The following is a 15,907-nucleotide window of genomic DNA, read 5'->3' as shown; positions in this document are numbered from 1 at the left end:
CGAGGTATGCATGCAAGCAGCGCACATTTCCCCGAACCGTTTGCAGGTCCTGCGGCAATTCCTGGCGGACGAGGCGCCGGAGCCGCAACTGGACCGGCAGGTCAGGCGCGTGGCCGAGCTGGTCGGCGCCGCCAGCTGTTCGGTCATGCTGCTGGGCAGCCCGGGCGAAGGCGATGCCTGCATGAGCATCCAGGCCCATCATGGTCCTTTGCCGGACGCGGCCCTGCAGGCGGCGATCCGGCGCGGCGAGGGCATTTCAGGCCGCGTGCTGGCCAAGGGCAGTGCGCTGCTGGTGGATGACATCGCGCATTCCGAGTTCGCCGCCCTGGCCAGGCACGGGACGGCGCTTGGCGCCAGCCTCATGAGTGCGCCGATCCGGGTCGAGGGCCGGGTCGCCGGCGTCATCAATGCCGCCAATGGCAGCGGGACGGCGCCCTTCGACGAAGCGGCGCTGTGCCTGCTCGAAGTGGCTGCCGCATTCATCGGGAAATCCCTGCAGCTGAGTCAGCTGCGGCACCTGCTCGATTCACGCTTCGCGCAGCTGGCGCTGCTGCAGGAAAGCGGGCCGGATGCCGATGGGGACCGCTTGTCTTACCGCAACCCCGAAGATGTGGCCAGGATCCTGGCCCGTTCCCTGTTCCGGGAAATGACGCGGGCCGGCTTCGGATCGGCACACATTGTCGCGGCCGCTTCCGAGCTGATCGGCCAATTGCATCAAGATATCCAGCAGGAAAAAAGCAAGGACAAGCGGCTTGGACTCTGACAGGCTTTTTGAGGTATGTCGGAATTCTTTACACGCGCATGCAGTATTTATAACAGTTCTATTCTTTAGTTGTTGTAATTTTTGCCACCATTCGAGGGGGTGGAACGGTGCAAGAGTAGTGGATATGATAGAAAGAAATGTTGCCCGCATTAATTTATTGATACGTTGGAATACCAAGTGCTATGATATGAGACAGTCCCGACTGCGGCATGCCCTGTCCATCCGCCTGGAGAATACCGATGATCGATACCGTAGTGACAGAAGAAGTCGGCCACAGCAACACGGCTGACCACGGCAGCGAGTCGTATTCGCCCAATATCGTTGACGTCGCCATCAACGAGAGTGTGTTTGGCATCCGCGCGGCGGATGTCGATGAACACCGCAACTCGGCCAGCATGCTCATCAGCAAGATGTACGCCTGGCGTGGCTATAGCGGCAATCACACCGTGGGTAAAGATCCAAACCGCATCACCCTGACGGCCACCAGCAAGGGCGAGGTGATCGGCACCCTGAGCCTGAACCTGGATTCCGACGTCGGCCTCTTGTGTGACCAGGTGTTCAAGGACCACATCGATCCCTACCGCGCAAATGGCGGCAAGGTATGCGAGCTTATCAAGCTGGCGATCGATCCTGGCGTAAAGTCCAAGGCGGTGCTGGGCTCCCTGTTCCATGTGGCCTTCATCTATGCCCGTGACCTGCATGGCTGCAGCGACATCTTCATCGAAGTGAACCCGCGTCACCGCCGTTTCTACGAGGCAATGCTAGACTTCGTGGTGGAATGCGAATCGCGTCCCAATCCGCGAGTCGACGCGCCGGCGGTCCTGCTGCGCGGCAATACCGCCCTGGGCACCCGCCGCATCGCCGAAGTAGCGGGGCAGGGCGACCATGCGGTTGGCGACCGCTCGCTCTTCCCCTATTTTTTCTCCCCGCGCGAAGAGGCCGGCATCATCGCTCGCCTGAAGCGCATCGGCTGAGTCCGCGCCCCCTTTCGGAGGGGGAGCTAACTTCCATGACTTGCCTGGCCTGCAGGAAGCACCTATATTCGCTCCTTCAGTTGTCCTCGCTCTATTTCCATTAACAAGGAACGACCATGACTACCGGTAAGACCCGCGACGAAATCGCCGAAGCCTATTCCTCCGAGCCATGGTGGTACGACATACGCGGCTTCTTCATCCTCACCTTCGCCTACAACAGCACGATCGGCACCCAGATGCGCTTCTTCGGCCCGAATTTTGGACCCGATCACCTGGAAGTGGCCTGCGGCACCGGCACCTTGCTGGAAATGATCTTGAACTGGCGCCGCCGCCGCAAGCTGCCGAAGGTGAACGTGGTCGGCATCGACTATGCGCCGTCGATGCTGGCGGGCGCCAAGAAGCGGTTTGCAAAGGATCCGCAGGTCAAGGTGCAGCACGCCGACGCGGCTGACCTGCCTTTCCCGGACAACCATTTCGATACGGCGAACATCGCCAACTCGATCCACTGCTTCCCGACCGTCGACGGAGCGCTGCGCGACATCCGGCGCGTGCTCAAACCAGGCGGCACGCTGGCGGCCAATGTGCTGCTGTATCCGAGCGGCTTCGCCCCGCTGCGCTGGGCGGCGCAGAAGATCAACGACTGGGGTATCAAGAAGGGCATCTTGTACAGCCCTTTCCGCGAAGAAGACATTCGCCGCAAGATGCTCGATGCCGGATACGAAATCGCCTCTGAATTTAAGTCAGGCAACACTTGGAATGTGATTGCGCGCAAACCCTTGATCGCACAGTGAACGGCGCATGTCGGGTTTTTTTACAGTTCTTATTCTCGGCTCGATTAAACTTCTATAAGTGATTGATTTTAAAAGGATTGGTTCGGCTGGCACGGCGTTTGCTAATACAGCGGTGCAAGGTTCAGACTAACCAGGAGATCAAAGATGAAAGCACTGTTTTCGAAGAAGGTTCTCGCGTCGGCAATCGCCGCAATGTCGATGTTTGCTGGCGCAAATGCGCACGCCGATGTCTTCAATCAGTTCGTCGTAAAGCCGGCCGGCCCGACGATTAACGCCCCGTTCACCGCTGACCGCATCACCGGCGGCTATGCCGAGATCGCTACCTTCACCCCAACCAGCGCCACCGGCGGCACCTTCCAGGTCTCGCTGCGCTGGGTTGCTGGCCAGTTTATCAACAACAGCGGTTCGGATGACCCGGATGAACTGCCGACCCTGACGACCGGCCTGGGTTTCGACTATGGCCTGTATGCTCTGTACACCGCATCGGGCACGTTCACCACCGGCGCAAATGGCCGCGCGAGCTTCAGCTTCAGCGAAGGCACCGGTAACCTGGCGGTTTACCTGGACGACAACGTCGACACGACCTTCGCCGCCCCCGCTACCGGCGCTACGGCCTATGCCCGCGCGAATGCAGGCGACGACATCCTGCTGGCAACTGGCAACCCGCTGGCTGGCGAGGGTAACCTGGATCCGACCCTGAGCACCTGCTCGGGTGGTAGCGGTTCGGGTATCAACTGTGGCAGCTTCGGCTCGACCACCAGCTTCGAGCTGACCGCCGCCGGCATGAACTTCTTCATCGATCCGACCCCGTTCTACAACCTGTCGTTCCAGTCGGGCCAGTTGAACCGCTTCACTCCGACCGGCACCCAGTCGATCAATGGTTCGCTGGACGTGGTCTTCGCCAATGAAGTGCCGGAACCGGCATCGGTCGGCCTGTTGGGCCTCGGCCTGCTGGGTCTGGGCGCTGCGCGTCGCCGCAAGCAAGCCAAGTAAGCCTGTCATCGGATCCGGTTTCCCGGATCCATGTAAAAAAAATCCACTGCCTCGGCAGTGGATTTTTTTTCGCCCTGCTTCTACTTGAACTTGCTGGCGAACTGGCGTTTGCCGATGGCGATGGCGAGCCGCTGAATCGGGTGGCTGTTGCCGCCTGGACGCCAGGTCCGCTTGAGCTTGTTGCGATAGGCGTCGAACTGCATGCCATGGGGCGCCGCCAGTACCTCGCCGCGGCCGAGCAGGATCTTCAGGGCCTCGGTGCCGATGATGCCGGCGCATAGCTGGCAAGCCATGAAAGTAGAGGGACCGCGCTGTTCATCGAAGTTGACCGATTCCGGCACCACCAGATAAGGGCGGTGCAGACCGGCAGGCGCCAGGCCGACGGCGAAGCGGATGGCTTTATCGATATCAGGTAAATCGCCCCACTGGAAATACTCTTCGAAGGTCATTTTGCCGGGCATGAAATTCAGCAGGGCGGCGCCCATGCCGAGCGGAGCCGCCGTGGTGGCAGGCACACCCAGTTGCGCGCAACGCGCGAAGGTCTGGCGCCGGGCGTCGAAAGCGAAGAAATCCAGGCCGTCCACATACAGGTCGGCATCACCCAGGAAATCGTCAAGGTTGCCCGCATCGACGCCATTGCCGAATACGCGGATCTCGACTTCGGGATTGATGTCCTTGGCCATGCGTTCCAACACTTCCGCCTTGGGTTGCCCGAGGGTCGACATCATCGCCCCGACTTGGCGATTGAAGTTCGGTATATCGAAGGTGTCGAAATCGGCAATATTGAACTTTGAAACACCGAGGCGCACCAGTGTCAGCAGATGGACGCCACCTACGCCTCCAATACCGGCAATCGCTACGCGCTTGCCTCGTAGAACCTGTTGTTCGTCCTGGGTGATCCAGCCAATATTGCGCGCAAAAGCCTGCTCGTAGCGAAACGGGTTATTCATCGAAGGGTGGAAACGGTTGACCGGCACGCGGGATGCGACTGCCGGGATTGCCAATGACGTCGATCACTGGCGCTGAATCGCCTTGCTATCTGGAACCACTCTGCTCGTCCATGCGCAGCAGGCGGTTGATGATACCGCGTTCCTCGCGAGGCGAAAAGAAATAAGGATAGAGCGATCGTTCGGCACTGCCGGCAGGGGAATCGAACGTGCCGCCATAGCGTTCCACCTGCTCGCCCACGTATTCGAGGGTGAGGTGCATCAGATAGGCCGGCGCATTTACGCGCGGATTGATCTTCAATTCACCCTGTTGGCGGAACCCGAGCATCCGTTCATAGAAACGCCTATGGCGTGGATTGATCTCGATAACGACGTCGGTGCAATCGTACAGGTCGCGTGCATAGATCAGCGCTAGGTGGAAGACGTTGGCCAGCGGCACGCGCGAACGCTCGGAGAGGTCGAAGGCCAGCTTGGTGCATTCGCACAGGCGCGCGCCACGGGCGCGGTGCTCGTCCAGGATGTCCTTGAACAACTCGTCGGCCATCAGGCCGCGCTCGGAGTCGATGCCGATCGTCACGGTGCCGACCACGTCGCCGCGGTCGGTGGCAGTTAGCGTCACGCGGTTGCTCTCGTCGAGGACATGACGCGTGCCGGTGCCCGTATACCCGCGACGGGCATACATCCGTTTCACCAGCATGCTGGCCGAATTTCGGCCTTCGGCAGTATCGGTGAGACGAATTCCGTACGAATCGTCATTCACGATAAATATCCTCGAAATATGAGGCTGCCATAGTAGCGCGATCGACGTAGTTCGCGCGTTCGCTAGGGAAGCAGCCAATTAGCCCGGCCGGAAAGGAGCGCAGGAATACTCCATCCCGTGCCGAATCAACGGCATGGGAAGGTTTCAGGAATGCGCCGGGTTTTGGCCTGCCATGTCCTTACATTGAGGCATGGCTTGTGCGTCGATTTCCGCAGCCCCTTCCAAAGGGGCTTTGGCGCTGCAATGCGGGCATTGCAGCGGGATGGAAACTCGACAGTTTCGTATCAATATATTATCAACTTACAGGGTCTTGAGCAATGCGCGCGCGGCCTCAATATCGTTGAATGGGATGTTTTGGGCGATCGCCTTGTCGATTTCCCTGCGCGCGCCCTGTTTGTCGCCGGATTTATGCAGGGCGACGCCCAGGTGATAGCGGATTTCAGGAGAGGTAGGCGCCTTTTCCGAGGCTTTCTGCAAGAGCGGCAGGCCGCGTGCGGTGTCGCCTTTCTCTACCAGCAGCCAGCCCAGGGTATCCATCACGCCTGGATTATCGCCGGCCAGCTTGTATGCCTGTTCCGCAGTCGCCAGCGCGCGCGGATCCTTCTCCTGCTGGTAGGCCCAGGCCAGGTTGTTCAACACCAGCGGGCTGTTCGGCGCGGCCTTGAGCGCGCGCTCCAGAATCGAGATCGCCGGTTTGAATTCCTTGCTGGCCAGGTTGGATTCCGCGACCATCAGCGCCACACGCACGTCGTCAGGATGCTGGTTCAGCCACTGGGCGCCGCGCGATTTCACCTCCTTGGTCTTGCCGGCCATGCCGAGCGCCTGCAGGGTCTTGGCAAACAGCTCCGGCGCGGCGCCGAGGGACTGGGCCTTCTCGTAGGCGTGGGCGGCCAGGGCCGGCTTTTGCTGCGCCATCAGTACGTCCCCTTCGAGCATGTAACCGACTGCGGCCTTCGGATCGAGCTTTTGCACTTCGCGCGCGATCTGCAGGGCTTCTTCTCCACGGCCGCTACGCATGGCCATCTCGATCTGGGCCAGGCGAGCCGGGATGAAATTCGGCTGCAGGTCGATGGCGCGCCGTAGATGGGTCGCGGCGGAGGCGTCGTTCTTCATGACCTGGTACACACCAGCCAGGCGCATCTGGGCCAACGCCGACTTCGGCATCACGGCTGCCAGCTTGCCGTAGGTGTCGAGCGCGCCTGCGGTATCCTTGGACGCCATCTGGGCCTGTCCGAGCATTTCCAGCAATGCCGCATTGGTCGGGTTGGCCGGTTGCAGCTTGCGCGCCAGGGTCAGTGTCTTCTCCGGCTGCTTGATGCGCAGGTAGTGCATGCCCAAATTGAGCGCGGGCGACACTGCATCCGGATTGACATTGCTGGCTTTCTCGAGCCAGCTGGTGGTTTCCTCCGGACGCTTCTGGGCCATGGCCAGCTCGGCGAGCGCGGTCATTGCTTCGATGTTGTTCTTGTCCTTTTCGAGAACTTTCAGGAAGCGTCCCTTGGCCGCATCCGGCTGTTTCTGCGCCAGGTCCAGGCGCGCCAGGTTGGCAACCGCCGCGATGAAGGTCGGCTGCAGCGCCACTGCCTTGTCGAACGCGGCGCGCGCCTTCGTGGAGTCGCCCTTCGATTGCAGCACGATGCCTTTCAGGTTGTGCACCTGCGGATTGTCCGGCTGGCGCTGCTCCATGCCGGCGATGGTTTCCAGCGCCTTATCGTACTGTTTCATGCCCATCTGGGTCTGGACCAGGGCGATGCTGGCTTCGGCCGACTTGGGGTCGAGCGAGGTCGCCATTTCGAGTTCCTTGAGGCCGCGCGCCTGGTCGCCTTGGGCGAGCTTGGACAGGCCAAGCGAGGTGCGCACGCCGGCCGCTTTGGGAGCCAGCTCGGCCGCTTTCTCCAGGTAGCCGCTGGCCTTGTCGAAGTCGCGCACCTGCATATAGGACTGGCCGGCCAGCGCCAGCAGTTGGGCGTCCCGACTGCCGTCCTTCAGCACGGGCGCCAGCGCCGCGGCCGCGTCGGCGGGCTGGCTGCTCTTGAGCAGGGTCTGGGCCAGCAGCTTGCGGGCGTAAATATTGTTCGGGTTGCTTTCGATGTACTTGCGTAGATGCTGTTCGGCCTGCTGTATCTGGCCGAGGTTCATCTCGGAGGCGCCGGCCAGCAGCAGGGTCGGCATGTGGTCCGGAGCAACCTTCAGGATCTTCAGCAGCGACTCATGCGCCACGGCATATTTGCCCTGCGAGAATTCATACAGCGCGCGGGTATAGGTCACGAGCAGGTTGCCCGGGGCCGCCTTCTCGGCGCCCTCGATGGCCGCCTTCGCCTCAGGGAACTTGCCGCGGGCGATTTCGACATAGGCCTTCTCGATGAAGGCGTCGCGGTGGTTCGGCTTGAGCTTCAGGACTTCGTTATAGGCCGCGATGGCTTCGTCCTGCTTGCCGTCCATGCGGTGCACGGTGCCCTGCGCCATCCACACGTCCGGGTTTTTCGGATCCTTGGCCAGCGCCTGCGCCAGGAAGGTTTCGGCCACGATCTTGTCCCCACTTCGCATGGCGTGACGCGCCAGGCCCAGCAGGGCCGCGCCGGAATTCGGGTCGACCGCGAGCGCGGCATCGAAAGCCGCCTTGGCTTCGTCCGGCTTGCCGGCGACCAGCAGGGCGTCGCCGCGCAGGGTCAGGAGAGGCGCCGAGCCCTTGGCCTGCTCGGCAGTGATATCTTCCAGCACGGCCTGGGCCTGGCCGCGCTGCATGTTCGCCTTGCCCAGCAACGGCAGGACACGGCCGGCGTCGACGCCGAGCGAGCGCGCCTTGCGCAGTTCCTTGTCGGCCGAGACCGCGTCGCCCACTTCCAGGTGCAGCATGCCCAGCTGCATGCGCGCTTCGCCGTCCTCCGGGCTCTTCGCCACCGCGTTCTTCAGCTGGATCATGGCGGCCTTCAGATCGCCCTTCTGCTGGTATTGCTTGGCTTCGGCCAGCAAGGTGGCGGTCGACTCGTTATTGCTGCAGGCCGACAGGCCTGCCATCAGGAAAACGCTGGAAAGAAGGGCTGCGGAAAGCTTGTTGAGCTTGGAGGCGTGGCGCGGCATCGTGATTCCTTGTGGGTTGTCAGGAGCATCGCATATTGATGCGAATTAACTCGGTAACAATAATACATGATGGAATCGTGTGCCAACGCAACAAGGTTGAGGGTTTGTTGCGGATTCTTCCCAACTGTTGCTTACGGAAAATAGCAATACGCGAAGTAGCAGGATCTGGCCTATTCCGGCGCCTCGCCCTTGCGCAGCCGGCCCAGCAGGGCCTCGACATTGTCGCCCACCGGCAGGCCGTGGCGGCGCAGCAGCTGCACGTGCAGGACGAGATTTTCGAGCACCAGCTTGGCCGATACCGCGAGCAGGGTCATCAAGCGGTCCTCGGTGCTGAACTTCTCCATGGCGGCGGCCATCTCGCACAGGTGGGTGGCCACCAGGGTGCGCAGCTCATCCTCGGGGAAGGGCAGGTCGGCGAAGTCGATCGGGTCTTCCTGTTCGACCTCGTGCATCAGGGCGGCAAGCTGTTCGGGCTGGATGGGCATGCATGAACTCCACGAGTGGGTGTGAAGTCATTCTAGGCGGAAGTGGGCGCCGCGGCCCACGGGTTTGCGCAGATATGCCGCCCGCGGGCGCGGGCGGCGGCAGGGGACTTACATATTGCGGCGATACTGGCCGCCGACCTCGAACAGCGCGGTCGTGATCTGGCCCAGCGAGCAGACGCGCACCGCGTCCATCAGTTTCGCGAACACGTTCTCGTTGTCGATCGCGGCCTGCTGCAGGGCGGCCAGCGCGGCCGGGGCCTTGTCGGCATTCCTGGCGTGGAAGGCTTCCAGGCGGGTCAGCTGCGACTGCTTCTCGTCGTCGGTCGAGCGGGCCAGCTCGATCGTCGCCGGAGCACCCGCGCCCTTCGGGTTGCGGAAGGTGTTCACGCCGATGATCGGCAGGGTACCGTCGTGCTTCTGGTGCTCGTACAGCATCGACTCTTCCTGGATCTTGCCGCGCTGGTAGCCGGTTTCCATCGCGCCCAGCACGCCGCCGCGTTCGGCGATGCGCTCGAACTCCTGCATCACCTGCTCTTCAACCAGGTCGGTCAGCTCGTCGATGATGAACGATCCCTGGTTCGGGTTCTCGTTCTTCGCCAGGCCCCATTCGCGGTTGATGATCAGCTGGATGGCCAAGGCCCGGCGGACGGATTCGTCGGTCGGCGTCGTGATCGCCTCGTCGTAGGCGTTGGTGTGCAGCGAGTTGCAGTTGTCGTAGATCGCGATCAGGGCCTGCAGCGTGGTGCGGATGTCGTTGAAGTCGATCTCCTGCGCGTGCAGCGAGCGGCCCGAGGTCTGGATGTGGTACTTCAGCTTCTGGCTGCGCTCGTTGGCGCCGTATTTGTCGCGCATGGCGACTGCCCAGATGCGGCGCGCGACGCGGCCCAGCACCGTGTATTCCGGATCCATGCCGTTCGAGAAGAAGAAGGACAGGTTCGGGGCGAAGTCGTCGATGTGCATGCCGCGCGCGAGGTAGGCTTCGACAAAAGTGAAGCCGTTCGACAGCGTGAAGGCCAGCTGCGAGATCGGGTTCGCACCGGCTTCGGCGATGTGGTAGCCCGAGATCGACACCGAGTAGAAGTTGCGCACCTGGTGGTGCACGAAATACTCCTGGATGTCGCCCATGACCTTGAGCGAGAACTCGGTAGAGAAGATGCAGGTGTTCTGGCCCTGGTCTTCCTTCAGGATGTCGGCCTGCACGGTGCCGCGCACGTTCATCAGGACCCAGTCCTTGATCTTCTGGGCCTCGTCGTCGGTCGGCTGGCGACCGTTATCGAGCACGAACTTGTCGATCTGCTGGTCGATGGCGGTGTTCATGAACATCGCCAGGATGGTCGGGGCCGGGCCGTTGATGGTCATCGAGACGGACGTACTCGGGCTGCACAGGTCGAAGCCGTCGTACAGCACCTTCATGTCGTCCAGCGTCGCGATCGAGACGCCGGAGTTGCCGACCTTGCCGTAGATGTCGGGACGCAGGGCCGGGTCGGCGCCGTACAGGGTCACCGAGTCGAAAGCGGTCGACAGGCGCTTCGCATCCATGCCGGTCGAGACCAGCTTGAAGCGTTTATTGGTGCGGAAGGCGTCGCCTTCGCCCGCGAACATGCGGGTCGGGTCTTCGCCTTCGCGCTTGAAGGCGAACACGCCGGCCGTGTAGGGGAAGGAACCCGGCACGTTTTCCAGCATCAGGAAGCGCAGGATCTCGCCGTGGTCCTCGAACTTCGGCAGGGCGACCTTGCGGATCGGGTTGCCCGACAGGGTCTTCTGCACGAGGCGGGTACGGATTTCCTTGTCGCGGATCTTCACCACGTAGTCGTCGCCGGCGTAGGCGGCCTGCATGTCGGGCCACATGGCCAGCAGTTTTTTCGCGCCGCCTTCCATGGCGTTGTCGCGTTCGGTGATCAGGTCGTCGAGGACCACGTCACGGTTGGCGGCCGCCAGCATGCGCTTGGTCTCGCTCAGCTGCTGGCGCTCGCGGGCCAGCTGCACCTGCTTCCTGACGTTGCGGTGGTAGCCGCGCACGGTGTCGGCGATCTCGGCGAGGTAGCGCGCGCGGGCGGGCGGCACGATGACGTTCTTGCCGCTCGAGTATTTTTGCGAAGGCGCAGCCAGCTTGCTCGGCTCGACCTTCAGGCCCAGTTCGGCGAGCTTCGGCAGCAGGCCGTGGTACAGCGCGGTGACGCCGTCGTCGTTGAAGCGCGAGGCCTGGGTGCCGTAGACCGGCATCTCGTCCGGCTGGCGGCTCCACAGTTCGCGGTTGCGCTGGTACTGCTTGGCGACGTCGCGCAGCGCGTCCTGGGCGCCCTTGCGGTCGAACTTGTTGATGGCGATGAAGTCGGCGAAGTCCAGCATGTCGATCTTCTCGAGCTGGGAGGCGGCGCCGAATTCCGGGGTCATCACGTACATCGAGGTGTCGACGTGCGGCACGATGGCGGCGTCGCCCTGGCCGATGCCCGAGGTCTCGACGATCACGAGGTCGAAACCGGCCACCTTGCAGGCCGCGATCACGTCCGGAAGGGCCTGCGAGATCTCGGAACCGGCTTCGCGGGTGGCGAGCGAGCGCATGAAGACGCGCGCCTGGCCGTTCCACGGGTTGATCGCGTTCATGCGGATGCGGTCGCCCAGCAGGGCGCCGCCTGATTTGCGGCGCGAAGGGTCGATCGAGATGACGGCGATGTTCAGGCGGTCGCCCTGGTCGAGGCGGATGCGGCGGATCAGTTCATCGGTCAGCGAGGACTTGCCCGCGCCGCCGGTGCCGGTGATGCCCAGCACCGGGGCCTTGACGGTGTCGGCCGCTTCCACGATCTGCGTGCGCAGGCCTGGGTCGACCTTGCCGCTCTCCAAGGCGGTGATCAGCTGGGCCAGGGGACGATGGCGTTCGGCGACGTCACCCGCGCGCAGCGCGTCGATCGACGTCGGCGCATAGGACGAGAGATCGACGTCGCAGCTTTCCAGCATCGAGCGGATCATGCCCACCAGGCCCATGCGCTGGCCGTCTTCCGGGCTGAAGATGCGGGTGACGCCGTAGGCGTGCAGTTCCTCGATCTCGCTCGGGACGATCACGCCGCCGCCGCCGCCGAAGACCTTGATGTGGGCGCCGCCGCGCTGGCGCAGCAGGTCGATCATGTACTTGAAGTATTCGACGTGGCCGCCCTGGTAGCTCGAGATGGCGATGCCCTGCACGTCTTCGCTGAGTGCCGCGGTGACGACTTCGTCGACCGAGCGGTTGTGGCCCAGGTGGATCACTTCGGCGCCGTTCGACTGCAGGATGCGGCGCATGATGTTGATCGAGGCGTCATGGCCATCGAACAGGGAAGCGGCGGTGACGAAGCGCACCTTGTTGGCCAGCTTCGGCTGCTCCGGCAGGTCCAGTTTGGCGGCGGAAGTGATGTCGTTCATGGGTGTGGGTCCTTGGGATTCGGGAGGACGGGGGTAGTTTGCTACGGTATATGACGTTAACGTTAACGTCAAGCCAGGCATGGGGGTGGATCGTTGCCCACCCCCCCGGGTATTACGCGGCGCGGCGCTTGATGTTGCCGGAGAGCAGCTCCGCCTTACGTACGCGGAATTCGGCAACGGCCTTTTCCTTCACGTGGCCGAAGCCGCGGATCTGTTCCGGCAGCGATGCCAGTTCGACCGCGTCAGGGTGGTTGCCTGCGTCCAGCCTGGCGACCAGGGCTTCCACCATCTCGCGGTATTCCACGATCAGGGCGCGCTCCATCTTGCGCTCCGCGGTGTGGCCGAAGATGTCGAAGGCGCCGCCGCGCAGGCCTTTCAACTTCGCCAGCAGCCTGAAGGCGCCGAACATCCAGGAGCCGTACTGCGCCTTGACCATGTGGCCCTTGGCGTCCTTCTTCGCGAACAGCGGCGGGGCCAGGTTGAACTTCAGCGAGAAGTCGCCTTCGAACTGGGTCTTCAATTGTTCGACGAAGCGGCCGTCGGTGTACAGGCGCGCCACTTCGTATTCGTCCTTGTAGGCCATCAGCTTGGCGTAGTTCTTCGCCACCGCCATCGACAGCTTGCTGCCCAGGCCCTTGCTGGTTTCAGCTTCGCGCACACGCTTGACCAGGTCTTCGTAGACGGCGGCATATGCCGCGTCCTGGTAGCCGGTCAGGTGCTCGACGCGCTTCTTGATGACGCTGTCCAGGCTTTGCGGCATTTGGATCACTACGGTTTGCGCAGGGATGGCCTGCTTCTCGACGCGCTTGAAGTCCACGGCGGCGCGGCGGCCCCACAGGAAGCTCATTTTGTTCGAGGCCACGGCCACGCCATTGAGCTCGATCGCGCGCAGCAGGGCGGCTTCGCTCAAGGGGATACGGCCCTTCTGCCAGGCGTAACCCATCAGGAAGAGGTTGGTGGCGATCGAATCGCCCATCAGGGCGGTGGCGAGTTTGGTGGCGTCGACGAAATCGACACCCGCTTCGCCGCCCACCGCTTCCAGGATCAGCGCGCGCACGTCTTCCGACGGGAACTCCCAGTCGCGCTGCTGGGCGAAGGTGCCGGTCGGCTGCTCGTGCAGGTTGACGATGGCGAGCGTACGGCCCGGGCGCATCTTGGACACCGCATCGGCGGCGCCGGTGGTGAGGATGTCGCAGCCGAGGATCAGGTCCGCTTCGCCGGTGGCGATGCGCTGGGCGCGCAGGCGGCTCGGCGTCGCGGCGATCTTCACGTGCGAGGTGACGGAACCGTTCTTCTGGCTCATGCCGGTCATGTCCAGCACCGAGGCGCCCTTGCCTTCGAGGTGGGCGGCCATGCCCATCAGGGCGCCGACGGTGATGACGCCGGTGCCGCCGATGCCGTTGATGAGGATGTTGTACGGATGCTCGATGCTCGGCAGGCCAGGGGCGGGCAGCGCGCCCCAGCCGTCATCCGCGCCGTTCTTCGACACGCCGGCCTTGCTCTTCTTGAGCGCGCCGCCTTCGACGGTGACGAAGCTCGGACAGAAGCCCTTAGCGCAGGAGTAATCCTTGTTGCAGGAGGACTGGTCGATCTGGCGCTTGCGGCCGAATTCCGTTTCCTTCGGCAGGATCGAGACGCAGTTCGACTGGATGCCGCAGTCGCCGCAGCCTTCGCAGACGGCTTCGTTGATCACCATGCGCTGGTTCGGGTCCGGGAACTCTTTCTTTTTCCGGCGGCGGCGCTTCTCGGCGGCGCAGGTCTGGTCGTAGATGATGACGGTAACGCCCGGCAGTTCGCGCAGCTCGCGCTGCACGTCGTCCATGTGCTTGCGGTCGTGCAGGGTGACCATCGCCGGCAGGTTCGAACGGTCGGCATAGCGCGACAGGTCTTCGGTCACGAGCGCGATGCGCTTGACGCCTTCGGCCGCCATCTGCTGGGCGATGTGCGGCACGGACGTGGCGCCGTCGACCGGCTGGCCGCCCGTCATCGCGACCGCGTCGTTGTACAGGATCTTGTAGGTGATGTTGACCTTGGCCGACACCGCCGCGCGGATCGCCAGGTAACCCGAATGGAAGTAGGTGCCGTCGCCCAGGTTCTGGAACACGTGCGGCACCTGCGAGAACGCGGCCTGGCCGATCCACGGCGTGCCTTCGCCGCCCATGTGCGTGGTCAGCTTGTTCATCTCCGGGTAGATCGAGGTCGCCATCACGTGGCAGCCGATGCCGGCCAGCGCGAAGGAACCGTCCGGCACTTTGGTCGAGGTGTTGTGCGGGCAGCCGGAGCAGTAGAAGGCCGGGCGGAAAGGCGTGGTGATCGCCTTCTGCAACACGGCGTCCTTCGCTTCCAGGAAGGCCAGGCGCGCCTTGATCAGATCGCGCGTGGTCTCGTCGGTGACGAGGCGGGCGATGCGGCCGGCGATCACGTGCGCTACCTGGGCCACCGAGAAGTCGGCCTTCGGCGGCAGCAGCCAGTCGCCGCGCGGGGCGACCCACTCGCCCTTGTCGTCGAACTTGCCGACGATGTGCGGGCGCACGTCGTCGCGCCAGTTGTAGAGCTGTTCCTTGAGCTGGTACTCGACGACCTGGCGCTTCTCTTCGACCACCAGGATCTCTTCCAGGCCTTGCGCGAATTCGCGCACGCCTTCCGGCTCCAGCGGCCAGATCATCGCGACCTTGTACAGGCGCAGGCCGACTTTCGCGGCCATCGCTTCGTCGATGCCCAGTTCTTCCAGCGCTTCCAGCACGTCCAGATAGGATTTACCGGAGGCGATGATGCCGAGTTTCGCATCCGGGCTGTCGATGGTGGTGCGATTGAGCTTGTTCTCGCGGGCGTAGGCCAGGGCCGCGTAGATCTTGTAGTCCTGCATCAGCGCTTCCTGGGCGCGGGCCTGCTGGCCCAGCGGCACCGAGGACAGCCTGGTATTCAGGCCGCCTTCCGGCATCACGAAGTCCTTCGGATACTTCACGTCGACGCGGAAGGGATCGGCGTCGACCGAGGCGCTCGATTCGACCGTGTCGGCCAGGGCCTTGAAGGCCACCGCGCAGCCCGAGTAGCGCGACATGGCCCAGCCATGCACGCCCAGGTCCAGGTATTCCTGCACGTTGCAGGGGTAGAGCACGGGGATCATGCAGGCCGAGAAGATGTGGTCGGACTGGTGCGGCAGGGTCGAAGAGTAGGCGCCGTGGTCGTCGCCGGCCACCAGCAGCACGCCGCCGTTTTTCGCCGTGCCGGCGTGGTTCATGTGCTTGAAGACGTCGCCGCAGCGGTCCACGCCCGGGCCCTTGCCGTACCACATGGCGAACACGCCGTCGTACTTGGCGGGGCCGATCAGGTCCACGGTCTGGGTGCCCCAGACGGCGGTGGCCGCCAGGTCTTCGTTCACGCCCGGGACGAACTGCACGTGGCTCGCTTCCAGGTGGCCCTTGGCCTTCCACAGGGTCTCGTCGAGACCACCCAGGGGCGAACCGCGGTAGCCGGACACGAAGCCGGCCGTGTTCAGGCCGGCGGCGGCGTCGCGTTCGCGCTGGATCATCGGCAGGCGCACCAGTGCCTGGATACCGGAGAGGAAGATGTTGCCGGTGCGGGCGGTGTATTTGTCGTCGAGGGTGACAGTGGTCAAGCGGGACGTGTCCGGCTCCACGGCCTGTGGCGTGGCGGTATCTGGCATGCGGGTCTCCATCGTGTGGTTCTGTGCAGCGCCGGCCGCCGGGTAGGCAG

10 protein-coding genes are annotated in these 15,907 nt (G+C 63.3%); 4 read left to right on the top strand and 6 right to left on the bottom strand.

The features are described from left to right. Positions 1-10 precede the first annotated feature (10 nt). The 4 genes from NX780_RS04495 (at position 11) to pepA (ending at position 3,521) form a co-directional block, all read left to right on the top strand. A complete protein-coding gene (locus NX780_RS04495; RefSeq protein ID WP_258826650.1) occupies positions 11-763 on the top strand; it encodes a GAF domain-containing protein in 753 nt (250 codons plus the stop codon). A 239-nt stretch (positions 764-1,002) separates the two neighbouring features. Continuing rightward, on the top strand, positions 1,003-1,737 hold the full coding sequence (locus NX780_RS04490) for a GNAT family N-acetyltransferase (RefSeq protein WP_258826649.1): 735 nt from the start codon (positions 1,003-1,005) through the stop codon (positions 1,735-1,737). A gap of 116 nt (positions 1,738-1,853) precedes the next feature. Then, positions 1,854-2,528 carry a class I SAM-dependent methyltransferase gene (locus tag NX780_RS04485; RefSeq protein WP_258826648.1) on the top strand — a complete coding sequence of 225 codons (675 nt, stop codon included), beginning with the start codon at positions 1,854-1,856 and terminating at the stop codon, positions 2,526-2,528. A 144-nt stretch (positions 2,529-2,672) separates the two neighbouring features. Then, complete coding sequence (pepA, locus tag NX780_RS04480; protein WP_258826647.1) at positions 2,673-3,521, top strand: flocculation-associated PEP-CTERM protein PepA; 849 nt, start codon at positions 2,673-2,675, stop codon at positions 3,519-3,521. Positions 3,522-3,601: 80 nt separating this feature from the next. On the opposite strand, the gene NX780_RS04475 is transcribed toward pepA, so the two are convergent. The 6 genes from NX780_RS04475 to NX780_RS04450 all read right to left on the bottom strand — a co-directional run bounded on the left by NX780_RS04475 (position 3,602) and on the right by NX780_RS04450 (position 15,857). After that, entirely contained in the window at positions 3,602-4,471 is an 870-nt protein-coding gene (locus tag NX780_RS04475) for a ThiF family adenylyltransferase (RefSeq protein ID WP_258826759.1), read from the bottom strand. A gap of 85 nt (positions 4,472-4,556) precedes the next feature. Beyond that, positions 4,557-5,228, bottom strand: coding sequence for an N-acyl amino acid synthase FeeM domain-containing protein (locus NX780_RS04470; RefSeq protein WP_258826646.1), 672 nt, complete (start codon positions 5,226-5,228; stop codon positions 4,557-4,559). Between the two features lie 300 nt (positions 5,229-5,528). Further along, the gene (gene prsT / locus NX780_RS04465) at positions 5,529-8,309 is read right to left on the bottom strand and encodes an XrtA/PEP-CTERM system TPR-repeat protein PrsT (protein ID WP_258826645.1); all 2,781 of its coding nucleotides are present in this window, start codon (positions 8,307-8,309) and stop codon (positions 5,529-5,531) included. Positions 8,310-8,479: 170 nt separating this feature from the next. Next, positions 8,480-8,794, bottom strand: coding sequence for a hypothetical protein (locus tag NX780_RS04460; protein WP_258826644.1), 315 nt, complete (start codon positions 8,792-8,794; stop codon positions 8,480-8,482). Positions 8,795-8,902: 108 nt separating this feature from the next. Then, positions 8,903-12,190 carry a fused isobutyryl-CoA mutase/GTPase IcmF gene (gene icmF, locus NX780_RS04455; protein ID WP_258826643.1) on the bottom strand — a complete coding sequence of 1,096 codons (3,288 nt, stop codon included), beginning with the start codon at positions 12,188-12,190 and terminating at the stop codon, positions 8,903-8,905. 112 nt (positions 12,191-12,302) lie between these two features. Continuing rightward, positions 12,303-15,857, bottom strand: coding sequence for an indolepyruvate ferredoxin oxidoreductase family protein (locus NX780_RS04450; protein WP_258826642.1), 3,555 nt, complete (start codon positions 15,855-15,857; stop codon positions 12,303-12,305). Between the last annotated feature and the right edge of the window lie 50 nt (positions 15,858-15,907).

Source organism: Massilia agri, assembly GCF_024753255.1.
Taxonomy (GTDB): Bacteria; Pseudomonadota; Gammaproteobacteria; order Burkholderiales; family Burkholderiaceae_D; genus Telluria; species Telluria agri.
Note: the sequence above shows the minus strand (reverse complement) of the source record. Positions and strands in the feature narration are given on the sequence as shown.